Origin of the sequence: Flavobacterium sp. SM2513, from assembly GCF_050908145.1 — a bacterium.
Lineage (GTDB): Bacteria > Bacteroidota > Bacteroidia > Flavobacteriales > Flavobacteriaceae > Flavobacterium.
On the sequence record NZ_CP194228.1, the window covers coordinates 3,019,264 to 3,037,235 of the forward strand.

Here is a 17,972-nt window from a genome sequence, read left to right on the forward strand (position 1 = left end):
ATGAAATTAACCATTTCTACTTTATTAGTATTATTTACATTAAATTCTGGTTTTGCTCAAGAATTTAAAACGCCTCTAGACTATTTGGAATTTATGTCTAAAGAATCTGATCTTATTTCACAAAGCACTTGGAAATATACTTTAGCAGTCGCACATAGTAAAAGTGCCAGAAAAATTGACAACACTCGAAAAAATTTGGTTAAAAGCATCCAAAATTCTAAAAAGAAAATAGAAAATTTGAAAGACGGTTACAAAGGCGACGTAGAATACCGCGACCAAATGATTGCTTATCTGGACATTTCGGAAAATCACATCAATCAAGAATATGACAAAATTATTGATATGCAAGAAGTGGCAGAACAATCTTATGATTTTATGGAAGCGTATATTTTGGCTCGGGAACTGGTTAATGAAAAAATAAATGCAGAAATGGATCAGCTGAATGCGAATCAAAAAATATTTGCTAATAAGTACGGCGTTCAAATTTCTGAAAGCAAATCAGCACTTTCTGAAAAAATGAAAATTTCCAATGAAGTTTTTGACAATCAAACAGAATTGTATTTGATTTTTTTCAAAGCAAATATCACAGATTATAATTTGATGAAAGCAACTCAAGAGAAAGATTTAAGTGCTATTCAGCAAAACGCAACGGCTTTACAGCAATTTGCCGAAGAAGGATTGACTAAATTAAAAATGTTTAAAACGTATAAAAACGACCCTTTATTAGTAAATGCGACTAAAAAAGCAATGGAATTTTATCAAAAAGAAGCGGTTGAATTAGCTCCTAAAATCATCTCTTTTTTGATGTTGAATGAAAAAATGCAAGAAAGTAGCACTGCAATGAACAATAAATCACCAAAAAACAGAACGAAAGAAGAAGTTGATGCTTTCAATAAATTGGTAAACGAGGTAAATAAAGAAATTGGTACTTATAATAAATTGAACGCAAAATTTAATGCTGATAAAAGTTTAGCGGTAGCTTACTGGAATAATTCTAGTGATAGTTTTGTTTCAAAGCATGTTCCAAAGGATTAATATTTTTTGTAAAAAAGACTTGATTTCAATAATGGATGTTTTATTTTTGCAGTATTAAAATTATTTTAAGAAATGGGAAGAGCTTTTGAATTTAGAAAAGGTAGAAAAATGAAACGTTGGTCAGCAATGGCTAAAGCATTTACTAGAATTGGAAAAGACATCGTTATGGCGGTAAAAGAAGGAGGTCCAAATCCTGAAGCCAATTCCCGTCTTCGTGCCGTAATTCAAAATGCAAAATCGGCGAATATGCCGAAAGAAAACGTAGAACGTGCGATTAAAAAAGCTACTGATAAAGATACAGCGAATTATAAGGAAGTATTATTTGAAGGATATGCACCACACGGAATTGCACTTTTGATTGAAACAGCAACTGATAATAATAACCGTACTGTGGCCAATATTAGAAGTTATTTCAATAAATGCAACGGAACAATGGGAACTCAAGGATCAGTTGAATTTATGTTTGACCACACTTGTAACTTCCGAATTCCAGCAGATGGAATTGATGTTGAAGAAATGGAATTAGAATTTATTGATTTTGGTGCCGAAGAAATTTTTGCAGATGAAGAAGATGGAATTTTAATTTATGCTCCATTTGAAAGTTTTGGTGCAATTCAAAAGGAATTAGAAATTAGAAATATCGAAATTTTATCTTCTGGATTTGAGCGTATTCCACAGATTACAAAAGAATTATCGGAAGCTGAAGTTGCTGATGTTGAAAAACTATTAGAGAAAATTGAAGAGGATGAAGATGTTCAAAATGTGTATCATACCATGCAAGAATAGCTTTCAAATCGAAATAGTATATTTGAAGACTCCCATTTTTTGGGAGTTTTCTATTTTAAGAAGGTTTGTAATGCTTTCTAAAGTTTACAAAAATATTAAGAATTAACACAATCATTAAATATTAAATTGCGTTACTTTAGTACTTAAATAAAAAGCGAAATGATTCAGATAAAAATACTTTGGGTAGACGACGAAATTGATTTACTCAAACCACATATATTGTTTTTAGAAAAGAAAAATTACCACGTAACGACCTGCAATAACGGTCGTGATGCTGTGGATATATTTGAAGAAGGAGATTTTGACATTGTTTTTTTGGATGAAAATATGCCTGGAATGAGTGGATTGGAAACACTTCAGGAAATTAAAGAAAAAAAATCTTCTACTCCTGTAATCATGATTACAAAAAGTGAGGAAGAATACATTATGGAAGAAGCAATTGGTTCTAAAATTGCCGATTACCTGATAAAACCTGTAAATCCAAATCAAATTTTATTGAGTTTGAAGAAGAATTTGGATCATTCGCGTTTGATTTCTTCAAAAACCACTTTGGATTATCAAAAGGAATTTCGCAAAATTGCAATGGATTTATCGATGGTAAACTCTTACGAAGATTGGACGGAATTGTATAAAAAACTGATTTATTGGGAAATCGAATTGGAAAATATCGATGACCCAGGTATGATTGCTATTTTAGAGTCTCAAAAAGTGGAAGCCAATTCGCAATTTGGAAAATTCATTGAACGAAATTACGAAGATTGGTTTAGCCCAAAAGCGGATAAACCTGTTCAGTCACACACTTTATTCCGTGAATTAGTAGTTCCGGAATTGGTAAAAAAAGACAAACCGGTTTTGTTCGTAGTTATTGATAATTTACGTTATGATCAATGGAAAGTTTTTGAAAGTGTAGTCAATAATCACTATAAACTTGAGAAAGAAGTTCCTTATTATGCCATTTTACCAACGGCAACACAATATGCGAGAAATGCTATATTTTCAGGTCTTTTACCAATTGAAATGGAGAAAAAATTCCCTCAATATTGGAGAAATGATGTTGATGAAGGCGGAAAAAATTTATTTGAAGCTGAATTTCTTACGGAACACTTGAAACGTTTAGGCTTGAACATTAAGCAAGATTATTTTAAAATTACCAACTTAACAAGTGGGAAAAAATTAGCCGAAAACTTCAAAGGATTAAAAGGCAATGATTTAGTAACTATTGTTTACAACTTTGTAGATATGTTGTCGCATGCTAAAACCGAGATGGATGTTGTAAAAGAATTGGCTTCAGATGATAAAGCGTATCGTTCTTTGACTTTAAGTTGGTTTAAAAATTCTCCTTTGCTGGAAATCATTCAGCAAGCACAAAAGTTGAATTTCAAACTGATTATTACCACAGATCATGGAACTATTAATGTGAAAAATCCTTCAAAAGTGATTGGTGATAAAAACACAAGTCTTAATTTGCGTTACAAAACCGGTCGAAGCTTGACCTTTGAAGACAAAGATGTATATGCTGTAAAAGAACCTAAATCAATAGGATTACCAACAATCAACATGAGTAGTTCGTTTATTTTTGCAAAAAATGATAACTTTTTAGCGTACGTAAACAACTACAACCATTATGCGAGTTATTATCGAAACACATATCAACATGGCGGAATTTCATTAGAAGAAATGATTGTTCCCTTTTTAGTTTTTCAGCCTAGATAATAATTATATAGCATTTATTTTAATGGAGTTAGCGTTTTCAATTAAAGAGATTAATGAAGTAGCAAAAAAAGTTTTAGCTGCTAATCCCAACAAAGTTATTTTATTTAATGGCGAAATGGGTGTTGGAAAAACGACGTTTATTAAAGCACTTTGTGCAGCTGTAGGCGTTAATGAAGCTACTAGTAGTCCCACATTTTCATTGGTGAATGAATACCATACCGAGAATGGAGACCAAGTTTATCATTTTGATGTTTATCGACTTAAAAGTGAAAGTGAAGCCTATGATATGGGAATGGATGAATACTTATATTCTGGAGCATGGAATTTTATTGAATGGGCTGAGAAAATTCCTTCATTAATTCCCGACGAATATAGCGTTATTGATTTGAAAACAATGCCAGACGGCAATCGTCATCTGGTTTTGACAAATTTTTAGTGCTATCGCTTATAATTGTAACTATAAAAGATTACGCGACTTCTTTTTTTTGTAAATTAGTGGCTTTATAATTTGAATTGTATGTCATTATCTCCTTTTACCAAGCAACAACTCATTCCGCAGGAAGAAAAACTAGAAGTGCAACGTCATAAGAGCGAGCTATTTATAGGAATCCCAAAAGAAACCTCTTTTCAAGAACGCCGAATTTGTCTTACACCTGATGCCGTTAATTCGTTGATTTATCATGGACATCGCGTTATGATTGAATCGGGAGCTGGAGAAAGTTCGAGTTATTCCGACAAAGAATACAGTGAAGCAGGTGCGGAAGTAACAAAAGACACCAAGAAAGTGTACGGTTGTCCTATTTTATTAAAAGTAGAACCTCCTACTCTATCTGAAATTGAGATGATGAACCCGCAAACCATTTTAATTTCAGCCATCCAATTAAAAACCCGCAAAGCTGACTATTTTCAAGCTTTAAATAAGAAAAAAATTACTGCACTAGCATTCGAATTCATCAAAGACGACGATGGAACGTACCCTGCTGTAAAGTCTTTGAGCGAAATTGCTGGAACCGCTTCAATCCTAATTGCCTCTGAATTGATGATTAACAGTCAATGTGGAAAGGGCTTGCTCTTTGGTAATATAACCGGTGTACCTCCTACAGAAGTGGTCATTATTGGAGCGGGAACTGTTGGTGAATTCGCAGCTAAAACAGCTATTGGTCTTGGAGCAAGTGTAAAGGTTTTTGACAACTCCATCGTAAAATTGCGTCGTTTACAAAACCAGCTGAATCAACGAATTTTTACTTCTACTATCCAACCAAAATCACTACTAAAAGCTTTGAGACGTTGTGATGTCGCTATTGGAGCGATGCGTGGCAAGGAACGTTGTCCTATTATTGTAAATGAAACAATGGTAGAAAACATGAAAAAAGGAGCTGTTATTGTTGACGTTAGTATTGATACCGGAGGTTGTTTTGAAACTTCCGAAGTAACTTCACATCAAAATCCAACTTTTGTAAAACACGACGTAATTCATTATTGTGTACCCAATATTCCGTCGCGGTATTCTAAAACTGCATCGCTTTCTATAAGTAACATTCTTACTCCTTATTTACTTCAAATTGCTGAAGACGGTGGTATTGAAAGTGCCATTCGTTGCAACTATGGACTTAAAAATGGTGTCTATTTTTACCACGGAATTTTGACCAACAAAGCCATTGGGGAATGGTTTGGATTATCCAATAGTGACATCAATTTAATTGTTTTTTAAAGTTTCTTTAGCGTAACTTTGCAAAAAAAATAATTCATGAAATTTTACCAACGTTTTGCCTATTATGCTTTCGGACTTATGATAGGGATGGTCTTTTTATTTATGTTTTTAAGTGGAAAAGACATGAGTTGCAGTTACTTTCCAAATGCACGTGTGTTGAAAGATATTCGCAATAAACCTTTTCATTATTCTGATGAATCAAAAGAAAAACTGACTCAAAAATGGGTAGACACTAGTGATATCCGAAGAACTTTAACGTACGGCGATGTTATTTTCAACAAAAGTAATATTCCTACGGGAAGTGGAAAATTATATGTGATTGAGGGCAAAAATTCTAAAGATGAAGCCATTACTCTTGAAGTTATCAACTATTCAGATAAAGTGCTTTTGAAAGATATTATAAAAGAGTAATTTATTTATAAAAACCTGTTGCAAATATCAAATGGTATTGTATATTTGCACTCCAAATAAGGGCGATTAGCTCAGCTGGTTCAGAGCACCTCGTTTACACCGAGGGGGTCGGGGGTTCGAACCCCTCATCGCCCACCAAAAACTTCAACAGAAATGTTGGAGTTTTTTTTTGATATAAAAAATTGTGTTGGAGCTTTTCTCGATAGGAATATAATGAAAAGGATAACCTTTTAAATTTATATTCAACAATTGCATTTCTAATTTATTGACGGAGTTTAGTCGGATTTTTTTGCGAAAAACTATCAATAAGTTGTACCAAGTATTGATTGGACTTATAACGTTCTATGTGGTTTTTAGCTTCTGATAAATCTAAAATTGTTATATCTTTTGGAATATATCCAATTCCGTATAAATGTCCGTTTTCTACATAAATACAACTTATTTCTTCCTGTGTTCTTCCCTTATCTATTATGGCATATGTTGGCCTGCTTTTTATATAAAATTCTATAGCGTTTTCTAACTGTTCGTTATGACTGTCCTTTTCAGGTAAATCAAATATAGTAGGTTGATATTGTGTTTCTTCAGTTCCTCCTGTTCCATATTTACAAAAGCGGTAATCGATTTCAAATTGTTCCGCAAGTTCACGCAGTACATTTGTTGCTTGGTAAATAGAGCCAAAAGTTTCGATGCATTTTTGATTCTTTACTATTTTACCCACTGCCAAATATTTATATCCATTTCTTGCTTCATATTCAAAGAGTCCAAATTTAGCTTCAAACTTTTTTAAGGCTCGGTTATATTCGGGCCATAAATGTTTAATTTCGCTACATTCAAGGATGAGAGCTATCAATTCTGTAGCACAAATTTCAAAGCTAATTGCATAAATGTCTCGTAAGAAATTTTGTCTTTGTGGCGTTATTTTATGTCCACTAAAATGAGATGCAACCCGCTTTTTTAAATTAATTGCCTTACCCACATAAATTACTTTTTTGAACTCATTATAAAAATAATACACTCCGGGTTTTTCAGGTAATTGTGTAAAATCATCGGGCGGAAGATTGGGCGGAAGTCGTTGATCGGGTGCTGATTTCTTAATCATCTTTTCGATTTCTCCATTGGTATCCCATTCCAATAATTTAGAAAGCAATAGGGTGGTTGCATCAGCATCTCCTCCTGCACGATGTCGGTTTTCTAAACTTATATCTAATGAATTACAAAGCCTCCCTAAACTATAAGAAGCTAATCCGGGTTTTATTTTTCGAGCGGCTCGAACCGTACACAGTTTTTTTGCCGTCCATTTTAAATTGGCATTTTCAAGTTCATGGCGAACAAAAGAATAATCAAAATTGACGTTATGGGCGACAAATATTCGATCGGTTAGCATTTCTAAAACTTTATCGGATATGGCTTCAAATATTGGTGCATTAGAAACCATTTCATTATTAATTCCCGTTAATGCAAAAATAGCGGGCGGAATCTCTTTTTCTGGATTTACCAATGATTCCCAACGGTCAATTATTTGTTCTCCATTATAAATTATGATTGCAATTTCTGTAATTTTACTATGTGTTGCATTTCCTCCTGTTGTTTCAATATCTACAATTGCGTATTCTTGATTTTTCATTTATTGACTTGTACACTTCTTTTTAAATCATTAATTTCATTTTTCAGTTCATAAAACATATTTTTTATAGTTGAACTTTCCAATGCTTCTGTTTGAGCATCACTTCGAGAAATACTGCATTGGTATTCCCAAATTTCAAGGATATGTGATGCTTTAATTTCATAAGGTGGATAGAAAAAATTATCAGATGAAACTTTTAGTTTATTATTGATTTGTTTATTCAATCGCTTATAAACAACTCCCTCATTTCTAGTAATTACAATATAGGTTTTACCTGAAAGAACCTCTCCTAGTTGTTCCACATAACGGCCTACAATAATATCGCCATCTTGATGTGGTGGCATAGAATCTCCCTCTACAGGAAAACCACGATATTTTCCCAGTCCTAAAAAAGGCAACGAAATCTGCTGCAGTTGTTCAATGTATTCTGGGTCTGCATAACCATTCAAATAGCCTGCTTTTGCCTTTTGGGTAACTACTTCAATTACATTTTCGCCTGAATTATCTACTTGAATAGGAAGTATTAATCTATTATTTTCTAATTGCAATAACTTATCCACTTCAATTTTACGAACATCAACAGAAAGCAAAATATCAATACTTAATTGGTAATATTGAGCAATCCTTTTGAGTATATCGTAAGGAGCTTCGGAAGTACCGTCTTCATATTTCACGTACCTACCTCGTGTAATCGACAATTTTTCTGCCAATTTTTCTTGAGACACTTGGTGCTTGACTCGAAGTGATCGTATGTTATCTGAAAATAAAGACATTGCAAAGTTGTTATAAATTGGAACAGCAAATATACTAAAAAATGTTATTATCTGTGCTAATTTTGCGTTTACTAAATAATAGAAATGAATCGTGCAATCGTCCACATGGATTTAGATGCTTTTTTTGTGTCTTGCGTCAAGCTTAAAAACCCACAATTAGAAGGAATGCCTTTGATTGTAGGAGGCGGAGACCGAGGTGTTGTGGCTTCGTGTTCGTATGAAGCACGGTATTTTGGCGTTCGTTCGGCAATGCCCATTAAGATGGCGCTCCAACTTTGTCCACAAGCAAAAGTGATTAAAGGTGATATGGAATTGTTTTCCAATTTGTCCAATACAGTTACAGAAATCATCGAAGAAAAAGCACCCATTGTAGAAAAAGCAAGCATTGACGAATTTTACCTCGACATCACCGGAATGGATAAATTTCACGGCTGTTATAAATGGACCAACGAGCTTTCGAAAAAAATCACCAAAGAAACCGGACTTCCTATTAGTTTTGCCTTATCAGTGAATAAAACTGTATCGAAAATCGCTACAGGCGAAGGAAAACCGAGAGGCAATCTTGAAATTCTTCAAAACAATGTAAAGCCGTTTCTCAATCCGCTTTCGATTCGGAAAATACCTGGAATTGGAGACCAAAATTTTAAATCGCTGTCGCAATTAGGTATTCGAAATATCGAAAATCTATCGGGAATGCCACAAGTGTATATGCAAAGTTTGTTTGGCAAAATCGGTCTTGAATTGTGGAAAAAAGCAAATGGAATTGACAACACGCCCGTTCAACCTTATGTAGAACGAAAATCAATTTCTAAAGAACACACGTTTTTGCAAGACACAATTGATTTGGTTAAAGTAAAATCTTTACTGATAAGTATGGTGGAACGACTCGCTTATCAATTGCGACAAGAACAATGGCTTCCGTCGGTTGTGGTAGTGAAAATTAGGTACGCAAATTTCGATACGGAACCCAAACAATTGAAAATTCCGTACACTTCTTGCGACCATACTTTGATTAAATATGTGTTGGAATTATTCGATAAATTATACAACCGACGGATGCGGATTCGGTTAATTGGCGTTCGTTTCAGCGGATTGGCACGCGGGACTTATCAAATCAATATGTTTGAAGACACCGTCGAAATGATGGCGTTGTATCAAGCAATGGACAAAATCAGAAATCGTTTTGGAACCAATGCCGTAAGCCGTTGTGCAGGAACAAATTTGAAATCTAAAACAGAAAATATGGAGGAAAAACTAATTGGATAATTATTTAAAAATAGGCTTGCAAAGTCGCAAAGAAAAACAACTTAGACTTTGCGTCTTGGCGTCTTTGGCGAGGCAAAATAAAATATCAGAAGATATTTATTTAAGTTTAAGTAATGAATTTCAAATTACTGTAATACATTTATTTAAGAAAAATAATTAAACTAAAAATGTACTTAAATTGTCATTCCTTTCATTCCTTGCGTTACGGCACAATTCCACTTACGGATTTGGTCGAACAAGCGCATTTGTGTGGAATAAAAGCCATGGCATTGACCGATATTAATACCGTAACAGGCATTTATGATTTTGTGAAACTGTGTGAGAAATATCAAATAAAACCATTAGTTGGCATTGAATTTCGAACGGAAAATGACCTGCTTTACATTGGCTTGGCCAAAAACCAAAACGGAATTGCAGAAATGAATCGGACGATTACGCAACATAATTTTGGAACCGCTCCACTCCTACCTCAAGCTCCAAATTTTAAGGATGTATTCGTAATTTATCCGTTAGAAAATTGTCCGAATGTTTTAAATGAAAATGAATTTATAGGTATTCGACCGGAAGAATTACCAAAGTTGTACAATCCAAAATGGAAGTTTTTGATTCCTAAAATGGTGGTTTTGCAACCTGTTACTTTTAGAAATAAGAAAGAATACAACTTGCACAAAATACTTCGAGCGATTGAAAAAAACGTAATTGGTTCAAAATTGACGGAAGCCGATTATTGCAAAACCACCGAAGTCATGATTCCTTTGGAAGATTTAATGCGGAAATTTGAAGATTATCAACAGATTATCAACAATACAGAACGCATTATTGCCGAATGTAATTTTGAATACGATTTCAACACGCCTAAAAACAAAAAATTTTATACCAAAGACCGAAAATCTGATATGAAATTACTGACTAAATTGGCTTATGAAGGTCTAATTTGGCGTTACGGAGAAAATAATGCAGTTGCCAAAGCAAGAGTCGAAAAAGAGTTGAAAGTCATTACTGAATTAGAATTTAGTGGCTACTTTTTAATTACTTGGGATATTGTGCAATACAGCATGAGTCAAGGTTTTTTGCACATTGGACGTGGAAGTGGCGCCAATAGTATTATCGCCTATTGTTTGAGAATTACAGACATTTGTCCCGTAGAATTGGACTTGTATTTTGAACGTTTCTTGAATTTGAATCGAAAATCGCCACCTGATTTTGACATTGATTGGTCTTGGCAAGAACGCGATACGATTTTGAATTATATTTTCAATAAATATGGAGCAGAACACGTTGCTTTTTGTGGTACGAATGTCGAGTTTAAGTACCGTTCCATCTTTCGAGAAGTAGGAAAAGTATTTGGCTTACCCAAAGAGGAATTGGATGCTTTGGCTAAAAACCCGATGAGCAAACATTCCACAAATGCGGTCGTGCAACAGGTTCAAAAATACGGTTTGATGCTCGAAAAATATCCCAATCAAAGAAGTATGCATTCTTGTGGAATTATTATTTCAGAAGAACCCATTACGAATTTTTCGGCTTTAGAAATGCCTCCAAAAGGCTTTCCCATTGTACAATTTGACATGCATGTAGCGGAATCTATTGGTTTTGAAAAGTTTGATATTTTGAGTCAACGCGGCATTGGACACATTGACGACACGGTCAAATTAGTTCGAAAAAACCAAAATATTGAAGTCGACATTCGAGATACTTCCATTTCAAAAGACGAAGCAAAATGCAACGCATTTTTAAGTCAAGGCAGAACCATTGGTTGTTTTTACATCGAAAGTCCGGCCATGAGAGGCTTGTTACGACGGTTGAAATGTGATAATTATAAGGTTTTAGTTGCCGCTTCTTCGATAATTCGTCCCGGAGTTGCTCAATCGGGAATGATGAAAGAATATATTTTTAGGCACAATCATCCGGACAAATTTGAATATTTTCACGACGTTTTCAAAGAACAACTCGGCGAAACTTACGGCATTATGGTTTATCAAGAAGACGTGATTAAAATTGCGTTGCATTATGCCGGTGTTCCTGCTTCTGACGGCGATATTTTACGGCGTGCCATGAGTGGAAAAGGGCGTTCCAAGGAAGCTTTGCAAAAAGTAAAAGACAATTTTTTTGCTTGTTGTGCTCAAAAAGGACATCCGGTAGAATTAAGTCAGGAAATTTACCGACAGATTGAATCGTTCGCAGGTTATTCGTTTTGCAAAGCCCATTCGGCTTCGTATGCTGTGGAAAGTTACCAAAGTTTGTACTTGAAAGTCCACTACCCGATTGAATTTATGACGGCTGTAATTAATAATTTTGGTGGTTTTTATAGAACGGAAGTCTACATTCACGAAGCGAAAATGTCGGGTGCTAAAATTCACAATCCATGTGTGAATAGAAGTGAGTTTCAAACCACAGTGAGTGGTATACATATTTATTTAGGCTTTCAACACTTGAAAAGTTTGGAATCTAAAACCGCTTTATTGATTGCGAAGAATCGGGAAGAATTTGGTTTGTTTCAATCAATTGAAGAGTTCATACAACGCATTCCCATTGGTATCGAAACCATTCAAATCCTCATTCTGATTGGTGCTTTTCGGTTTACAGGGAAAGCAAAAAGCGAATTATTAGTTACAGCACGAATGATTTTAATGAATTTCAAACCACAAAACAGGAATTGGCTTTTGCTTCAAGAACCACTTAAAGAATACAAAATGCCGATTCTTCCGCGGTCTGTTTTTGAAGATGCTTTTGATGAAATTGAACTCTTGTCGTTTTCGGTTTCTGTGACGCCATTTAATTTGTTGCAAACGAGTTATCGAGGCGATGTAATGTCAAAAGATTTACTACAATACCACAAGAAAACCGTAAAGATGCTGGCTTACTTGATTTCTCGCAAACATGTTCCTACTAAAAAAGGCGACATGTTTTTTGGCACTTGGATTGATGTGGAAGGCAACTTTTTTGACACGGCTCATTTTGCCGATTGTTTGCAAAAATATCCATTTCAAGGAGGCGGTTGCTATTTATTATTAGGTCAAGTGGAAGTGGATTATCATTTTCCCACGCTAACCATTTCCAAAATGGCAAAAATGCCATTTATTGCCGACCCCCGATACGCAAGTACGGAAGAAAAACGCTTTGAAACCCAACGCCAAATCAAGGAAGACGTGAGTATGACACAGCGAAAACCGTATCCTCAAGAACACGAAATTAATTTGCCGCGGTATAAAATGAACAGGTAAAAACTTTGAAGTACTATGCTAATATTAAATTAAAATTATTGATTTTCAATCCTAAGTAATGTAACTTTAAAATTATTAATCATATAAAAAATAAATTGCTATGAGTACCAAAGAAAACCAACCCTTGAACGAAGAATTCTACATCGAAAAAGAAAAAAGAGAATTTCAAGAAGCAAAAGAACGGAATGAAATGCAAAACGGAAATCAAGATTTAGGCGTAAATGATTTATCAGGAATCAACGAGAATGTTTCTGGCGATAATCGTTCGCAATTAGGAAAAGACGACCGACATTTTCAAGAAAAACACGGTAACCGAAAATATAAAGCGTTTACCAATCACGATTCTTCGCAGGATCAACCGCACAACAATTCAGGTCCTGGAACCGTATAGATTTTTATAAAATAGAACTTGAAGAGCAATAAATAAACGTATTTGTTGCTCTTTTTTTATGAAACCACCAGCTACTCTTTTTCGTACTTATACGTATGAAAAACCAATTATTCCTATTCATTATTACGGCTTGCACTGCTTTTAATACCACTGCCCAAAAAGTAGATGCCTTTTCTTCTTACCATAAAATCAACGACACCTCCTATTTCAGGTTTCATTATGACAATGATTATTTTACCTCTACCGATGAAAATTATACCCAAGGCTACAGTTTTGAAATTGTTCTAGATGCTTTGCGCAAAAACCCTTTGAATACTTTTCTTTTAAATGATGCCAATGCCTCCCAACAATACGGCTTGAGTTTGGACCACATTGGCTACACGCCTTTTACTATTGGAAGCCCAGACGTTCAGTATGGAGACCGCCCTTTTGCATCGGCAATAATGCTCAAAAGTTTCAAAATCAACACGAATGAAGATAAGAAATCCCGCCTAATTTCTGCCCTTCGGTTCGGGCTTATCGGTCCGGGGGCTTTTGGCAAGGAAATGCAAGTTGGCATTCACGAAGCCACCGGAAACACGATTCCGCAAGGATGGCAAAACCAAATTAAAAACGATGCAGTTCTGAATTATGAAGTAATTTACCAAAAAGAAATCTTTGAAATTCCGCATTATTTTTCTCTTCAATATGAGGCTTCCGCCAATGTGGGAACACTCAACACCAATGCATCCGTGGGTGTAGTAGCAATGGCTGGACTGTTTAACAATCCGTTTTTAAATACGAATCAACGCAGGTTTCAAGTCTATATTTACTCTAAGCCGCAGGTCAACTTTGTAGGCTATGATGCTACATTACAAGGCGGACTGTTCAATCGGAAAAGCCCTTATACTATTGGCTCATCGGATATAGAACGCCTCGTAGGTCAACACAGTTTTGGCTTGATAATTCAAACTAAAACGCTCTATTTTGAATATACTTCTACCGATATTACTAGAGAATTTGCCTCGGGAATTTCAGCAAGTTGGGGCGGAATAAAAGTTGGATTTACTTTTTAAGGTAATTTTAAACAGTCCTATATTCATTTCATTTTAAGGATGCTCTAAATTCATCAAATGCTTTTTGATTTTTCCTTAACGTTGGCACGCATTTGTCATCGGCAGGATATTTTTATTATAGAACTGTAGGATTTTACTATAAGTGAACTATTGGTACAAAAAAACCACAGAATTTTATTCCAAATGAACTGTTGAAAAATAAAAACCTTAGGATTTTTTTCCAAATAAACTGTTTTAAACTAAAAAGTTTAGGATTTTATTTAAAATAAACTCTAGGCAAACAAAAACCTCAATATTTTTTATTAAAATAATTGTTTTTTCATTTAAGTAATTGTTTTTTTTAATAAATTTGATTATATTCTTAAAACAAATGGTATGGAATTGTATCCTATAAATATTGTCAGACTCCAAATTCTCGAATCGGGTCAGTTTATCAATCGTTTTATCCAAAATTATGAAAATTCAGGAATTAATCCCGACGAAGATGCCATTATAAAGTCGGAAGTTGCAGATTTAAAATTGCAAATGGTCACTTATACAAAAGCTTTGAGACAAATAAAAGCACGGGCAGAAAGTGCAGCTTTAACACTACTTGACATTAACCGCCGCCGCCGATTTGCAGTTGTAAAAAGAGCCCATAGCATTTATGAATATGATGAAAACGACCTTGTGAGTGAAGCGTATCAACGTATTAATGTCATTCTAAGAAAGTATAAAAAAACTCCTTTTCAAAACTACGAAACGAAGAGTTTGAGCATCAAAAATTTTATTATTGAGGTAAGAAGTGCTAAGAACAATGCAATGGTTACTCTTAATTTGACTACCGTTATTGACACTTTAGAAACAGCCAATCTAGCATTCAATACAATGTTTAACAACCGTTCTAGCAAAAATGCATCTGCCGAAAAATACAATACTAATGCTTTGCGAATGACTATTTTTGATAGTTACCGCAAACTTGCCTCTTATATCCATTTGATGGCAAATCACAAGAAAACGCCTTTTTATATAACTACTCTCGAGGTCTTGAATAATGGTAGATCTTATTTTGCCGACATTATCGCCCATCGAAAAGGCGTTTTAGAAAAGAGAAAATTGCAGAAAAAGAAATTAGAAATTGTAGCGGATTTAGAGGAAAATTTTGATGCGGAATAAATCATAATTTATATTTTGCAAACATAAAACATAAAAAAACTCCGCTCAACTTATAAAGTCAAACGGAGTTTTTCTAATTTAAATCTAAAATTATGTTACAATTTACTAATATAACTTCCGAATAAATCCTTGAAAGCGGTTCCGTCAACAGAGCGTTCTTTGCTCAACTTTTTATGTTCTACCAATCCCCATAAAAGAAATTCTTTCATGAAGTAAGCCTCTTCAGCTACTAAATAAGGCTGGTATTTCTGAACCAAATCATTCAATGGTTTGATTCCGTCAAGGATTTTTCTGTATTCTTCGTCGGTTGTGTCGTCTAATAATTCGAAACCACTTTCGTTAAAAAACCAGTCGGCAACTTCACTATATTCGTTTTTTGCATCAGGTCGTGAAAGTTTTTCAATTGCCGGAAAATACTCTGGAAACAATGTTTTGATTGAAGCTCCTAGTAAATTTTGCGCTACAAATGCAGCTCCCTCTTGTTCGCCTTCATAAACCAACTCCACTTTACCGGTAATAGAAGGAATAATTCCCATAAAATCAGACAATCGAACGGTAGTTTTCTCTTCTCTATTCATCAAAGCACGGCGTTCTGCGGTACTTAATAAGTTTTCAAAAGCCGTGATACTCATTCGGGCGCTCACGCCACTTTTAGCATCCACATACTCGCTATCTCGGGCTTCAAAACTGATTTGTTCCAATAAATCTTTCGCCAATTCCGGCACGTGCACTAAGTCAGACTGTCTGGCATCCAACTTTGCTTCTTGCTCCGTAATTGTTTTGGCAATGCCAATGTTTTCCGGGTAATGCGTCAATATTTGCGACCCAATTCTATCTTTTAAAGGCGTTACAATACTCCCCCGATTGGTATAATCTTCTGGATTTGCGGTAAAAACAAATTGCATATCGAGCGGCATTCTTAGTTTGAAACCTCTGATTTGAATGTCGCCTTCCTGCAAAATATTGAACAATGCCACTTGAATTCGCGCTTGCAAATCAGGCAATTCATTAATCACAAAAATGCAACGATTAGCCCGCGGAATCATCCCAAAGTGCAACACACGGTCGTCTGCATAGGAAAGTTTCAGGTTGGCTGCCTTAATTGGGTCAATATCTCCAATCAAATCGGCAACTGTTACATCAGGCGTGGCTAATTTTTCAAAGAAACGCTCGTCACGGTGCAGCCATTCTATCGGCGTTTTGTCACCATGCTCGGCAATTAAATCTTTTGCAAAGCGAGAAATAGGATGAAACGGGTCGTCGTTTATTTCAGAGCCTTTCACAAACGGAATATATTCGTCTAAAAGATTAACCATCATTCGAGCCAATCTAGTTTTGGCTTGACCACGAAGTCCCAACAAATTGATGTTGTGTCGGGATAAAATAGCGCGTTCCAATTCAGGAATTACTGTATTTTCAAATCCGTGAATCCCCTGAAAAGCAGAAGTTCCTGCCAAGATACTTTTCTTTAAATTATCCCGTAGTTCGTTTTTAATACTTTTTGATTCGTATCCTGATTTCTTTAAATCACCGAATGTTTTTATGTTTTCTATTTTCATATTTTGTTTTTTAACCGCGAAGAGCACAAAGTTTTACACAAGGTTCGCTAAGTTTTTTAATTGTATTTTATTTAAACTAATTTATTGAAATTGAAATTTAATTCGCAAGAGAATTCTCAAACTGTCAACTGACAACTGAAGACTTACTTCACCCTCTTCTTCCGATTCGTCTCGTAATCTTGAAAAATCATTTCGCCCAAACCTTGCAATCCGGTATAGAATGCTTTCCCTTGATTGGCTTCGGTAAATGCATTCACAAAACGTTGCAAATACGGGTCGCTGGCAATCATAAAAGTGGTAATTGGGATGTGTAGTTTTCGAGCCTGAGCCGCTTGACTGTAGCATTTTTCGACGATATATTCGTCAAGACCGTTGCTGTTCATATAATAGGAACCGTCCTTTTCCCGAATGCAACTTGGCTTTCCGTCGGTAATCATGAAGATTTGCTTGTTTGTATTTCGCTTTCGACGTAAAATATCCATCGCCAGCTGTAAACCCGCAACTGTATTGGTATGATACGGTCCGACATTCAAATAAGGAACGTCCCGCAAGGAAATTGACCAGGCGTCATTTCCAAAAACAATGATGTCCAGTGTATCTTTTGGGTAACGTGTTGTGATTAATTCGGCAAGAGCCATCGCTACTTTTTTGGCAGGAGTAATACGGTCTTCGCCATACAAAATCATACTGTGACTGATGTCAATCATCAAAACCGTACTCATTTGCGCTTTGAAATGTGAGTCTTCTACAATCAAATCGTTTTCGGTAATCTGGAACGAATCCATGCCGTTATTGATTTGTGCGTTTTTCAAACTCTCCGTTAGTGAAATTGTTTCTAGGCTGTCGCCAAATTGAAACTCGCGCAACTCACCTGTAAGTTCGTCACCTACTCCACTTTGCTTGGTACGGTGGTTTCCGGAACCACTTTTATTCAAGTTTCCAAAGATTTGATTCAAGGCTTGCTGTCGGATAATGCGTTCGGTTTTGGCCGTCAATCCCGTTCCCGACGTGCCGTCGCCTTTGATTTCTTCTTTTATATACCCTTTCTTTTTTAAATCGTCGACAAAATCGTCGATGGTATATTCTGGAGTTGTGAGTTTGTATTCTGTATCCAATTCCCGTAACCAGTCAGTAGCTTCCTCAAAATCGCCCGAAGTATGAACAATTATTTCCTTGAAAATCTCAAAAAGTTTATCAAATGGTGATAAATTTGGCGCCGTGTAGGAAGTGAATTTAAACCCTTTTCTATTGTTCGTTTTCATATAGCAT

Annotated in this window: 15 protein-coding genes and 1 tRNA gene; 12 read left to right on the plus strand and 4 right to left on the minus strand. The window is 35.2% G+C overall.

All coding sequences use genetic code 11. The features are described 5' to 3' along the window. The 7 genes from ACQ5J2_RS12875 (at nucleotide 1) to ACQ5J2_RS12905 (ending at nucleotide 5,794) form a co-directional block, all read left to right on the plus strand. Nucleotides 1–1,035, plus strand: coding sequence for a hypothetical protein (locus tag ACQ5J2_RS12875; RefSeq protein WP_432670873.1), 1,035 nt, complete (start codon nucleotides 1–3; stop codon nucleotides 1,033–1,035). Between the two features lie 72 nt (nucleotides 1,036–1,107). Then, a complete protein-coding gene (locus ACQ5J2_RS12880) occupies nucleotides 1,108–1,821 on the plus strand; it encodes a YebC/PmpR family DNA-binding transcriptional regulator (RefSeq protein WP_432670874.1) in 714 nt (237 codons plus the stop codon). A gap of 159 nt (nucleotides 1,822–1,980) precedes the next feature. Beyond that, a complete protein-coding gene (locus ACQ5J2_RS12885; RefSeq protein ID WP_432670875.1) occupies nucleotides 1,981–3,534 on the plus strand; it encodes a response regulator in 1,554 nt (517 codons plus the stop codon). 22 nt (nucleotides 3,535–3,556) lie between these two features. Beyond that, nucleotides 3,557–3,970, plus strand: a complete 414-nt coding sequence (gene tsaE / locus ACQ5J2_RS12890; RefSeq protein ID WP_432670876.1) for a tRNA (adenosine(37)-N6)-threonylcarbamoyltransferase complex ATPase subunit type 1 TsaE — start codon at nucleotides 3,557–3,559, stop codon at nucleotides 3,968–3,970. 81 nt (nucleotides 3,971–4,051) lie between these two features. Next, a complete protein-coding gene (locus ACQ5J2_RS12895; RefSeq protein WP_432670877.1) occupies nucleotides 4,052–5,245 on the plus strand; it encodes an alanine dehydrogenase in 1,194 nt (397 codons plus the stop codon). Nucleotides 5,246–5,281: 36 nt separating this feature from the next. After that, a complete protein-coding gene (locus ACQ5J2_RS12900; protein WP_432670878.1) occupies nucleotides 5,282–5,656 on the plus strand; it encodes a DUF4258 domain-containing protein in 375 nt (124 codons plus the stop codon). A 60-nt stretch (nucleotides 5,657–5,716) separates the two neighbouring features. Beyond that, nucleotides 5,717–5,794, plus strand: a tRNA-Val gene (locus tag ACQ5J2_RS12905). A gap of 124 nt (nucleotides 5,795–5,918) precedes the next feature. On the opposite strand, the gene ACQ5J2_RS12910 is transcribed toward ACQ5J2_RS12905, so the two are convergent. Together ACQ5J2_RS12910 and ACQ5J2_RS12915 are read right to left on the minus strand one after the other, a co-directional pair. Beyond that, on the minus strand, nucleotides 5,919–7,280 hold the full coding sequence (locus tag ACQ5J2_RS12910) for an exonuclease domain-containing protein (protein ID WP_432670879.1): 1,362 nt from the start codon (nucleotides 7,278–7,280) through the stop codon (nucleotides 5,919–5,921). Continuing rightward, complete coding sequence (locus ACQ5J2_RS12915) at nucleotides 7,277–8,053, minus strand: XRE family transcriptional regulator (protein ID WP_432670880.1); 777 nt, start codon at nucleotides 8,051–8,053, stop codon at nucleotides 7,277–7,279. Before ACQ5J2_RS12915 ends, ACQ5J2_RS12910 begins: the two co-directional genes overlap by 4 nt. 84 nt (nucleotides 8,054–8,137) lie before the next feature. Here ACQ5J2_RS12915 and dinB point away from each other — a divergent pair, with 84 nt between their 5' ends. The 5 genes from dinB (at nucleotide 8,138) to ACQ5J2_RS12940 (ending at nucleotide 15,144) form a co-directional block, all read left to right on the plus strand. Next, nucleotides 8,138–9,319 (plus strand): DNA polymerase IV, encoded by a 1,182-nt coding sequence (dinB, locus tag ACQ5J2_RS12920; protein ID WP_432670881.1) that lies wholly within the window; start codon nucleotides 8,138–8,140, stop codon nucleotides 9,317–9,319. A gap of 167 nt (nucleotides 9,320–9,486) precedes the next feature. Then, entirely contained in the window at nucleotides 9,487–12,543 is a 3,057-nt protein-coding gene (locus tag ACQ5J2_RS12925; RefSeq protein WP_432670882.1) for a DNA polymerase III subunit alpha, read from the plus strand. Nucleotides 12,544–12,643: 100 nt separating this feature from the next. Next, nucleotides 12,644–12,934 carry a hypothetical protein gene (locus tag ACQ5J2_RS12930; RefSeq protein WP_432670883.1) on the plus strand — a complete coding sequence of 97 codons (291 nt, stop codon included), beginning with the start codon at nucleotides 12,644–12,646 and terminating at the stop codon, nucleotides 12,932–12,934. Between the two features lie 95 nt (nucleotides 12,935–13,029). Beyond that, a complete protein-coding gene (locus tag ACQ5J2_RS12935) occupies nucleotides 13,030–13,989 on the plus strand; it encodes a lipid A deacylase LpxR family protein (RefSeq protein WP_432670884.1) in 960 nt (319 codons plus the stop codon). Nucleotides 13,990–14,364: 375 nt separating this feature from the next. After that, a complete protein-coding gene (locus ACQ5J2_RS12940; RefSeq protein ID WP_432670885.1) occupies nucleotides 14,365–15,144 on the plus strand; it encodes a DUF6261 family protein in 780 nt (259 codons plus the stop codon). 95 nt (nucleotides 15,145–15,239) lie between these two features. Here ACQ5J2_RS12940 and ACQ5J2_RS12945 read toward each other — a convergent pair whose 3' ends face one another. Beyond that, nucleotides 15,240–16,703, minus strand: coding sequence for an AAA family ATPase (locus ACQ5J2_RS12945; RefSeq protein ID WP_432670886.1), 1,464 nt, complete (start codon nucleotides 16,701–16,703; stop codon nucleotides 15,240–15,242). Nucleotides 16,704–16,846: 143 nt separating this feature from the next. Further along, a complete protein-coding gene (locus ACQ5J2_RS12950) occupies nucleotides 16,847–17,965 on the minus strand; it encodes a vWA domain-containing protein (RefSeq protein ID WP_432670887.1) in 1,119 nt (372 codons plus the stop codon). Between the last annotated feature and the right edge of the window lie 7 nt (nucleotides 17,966–17,972).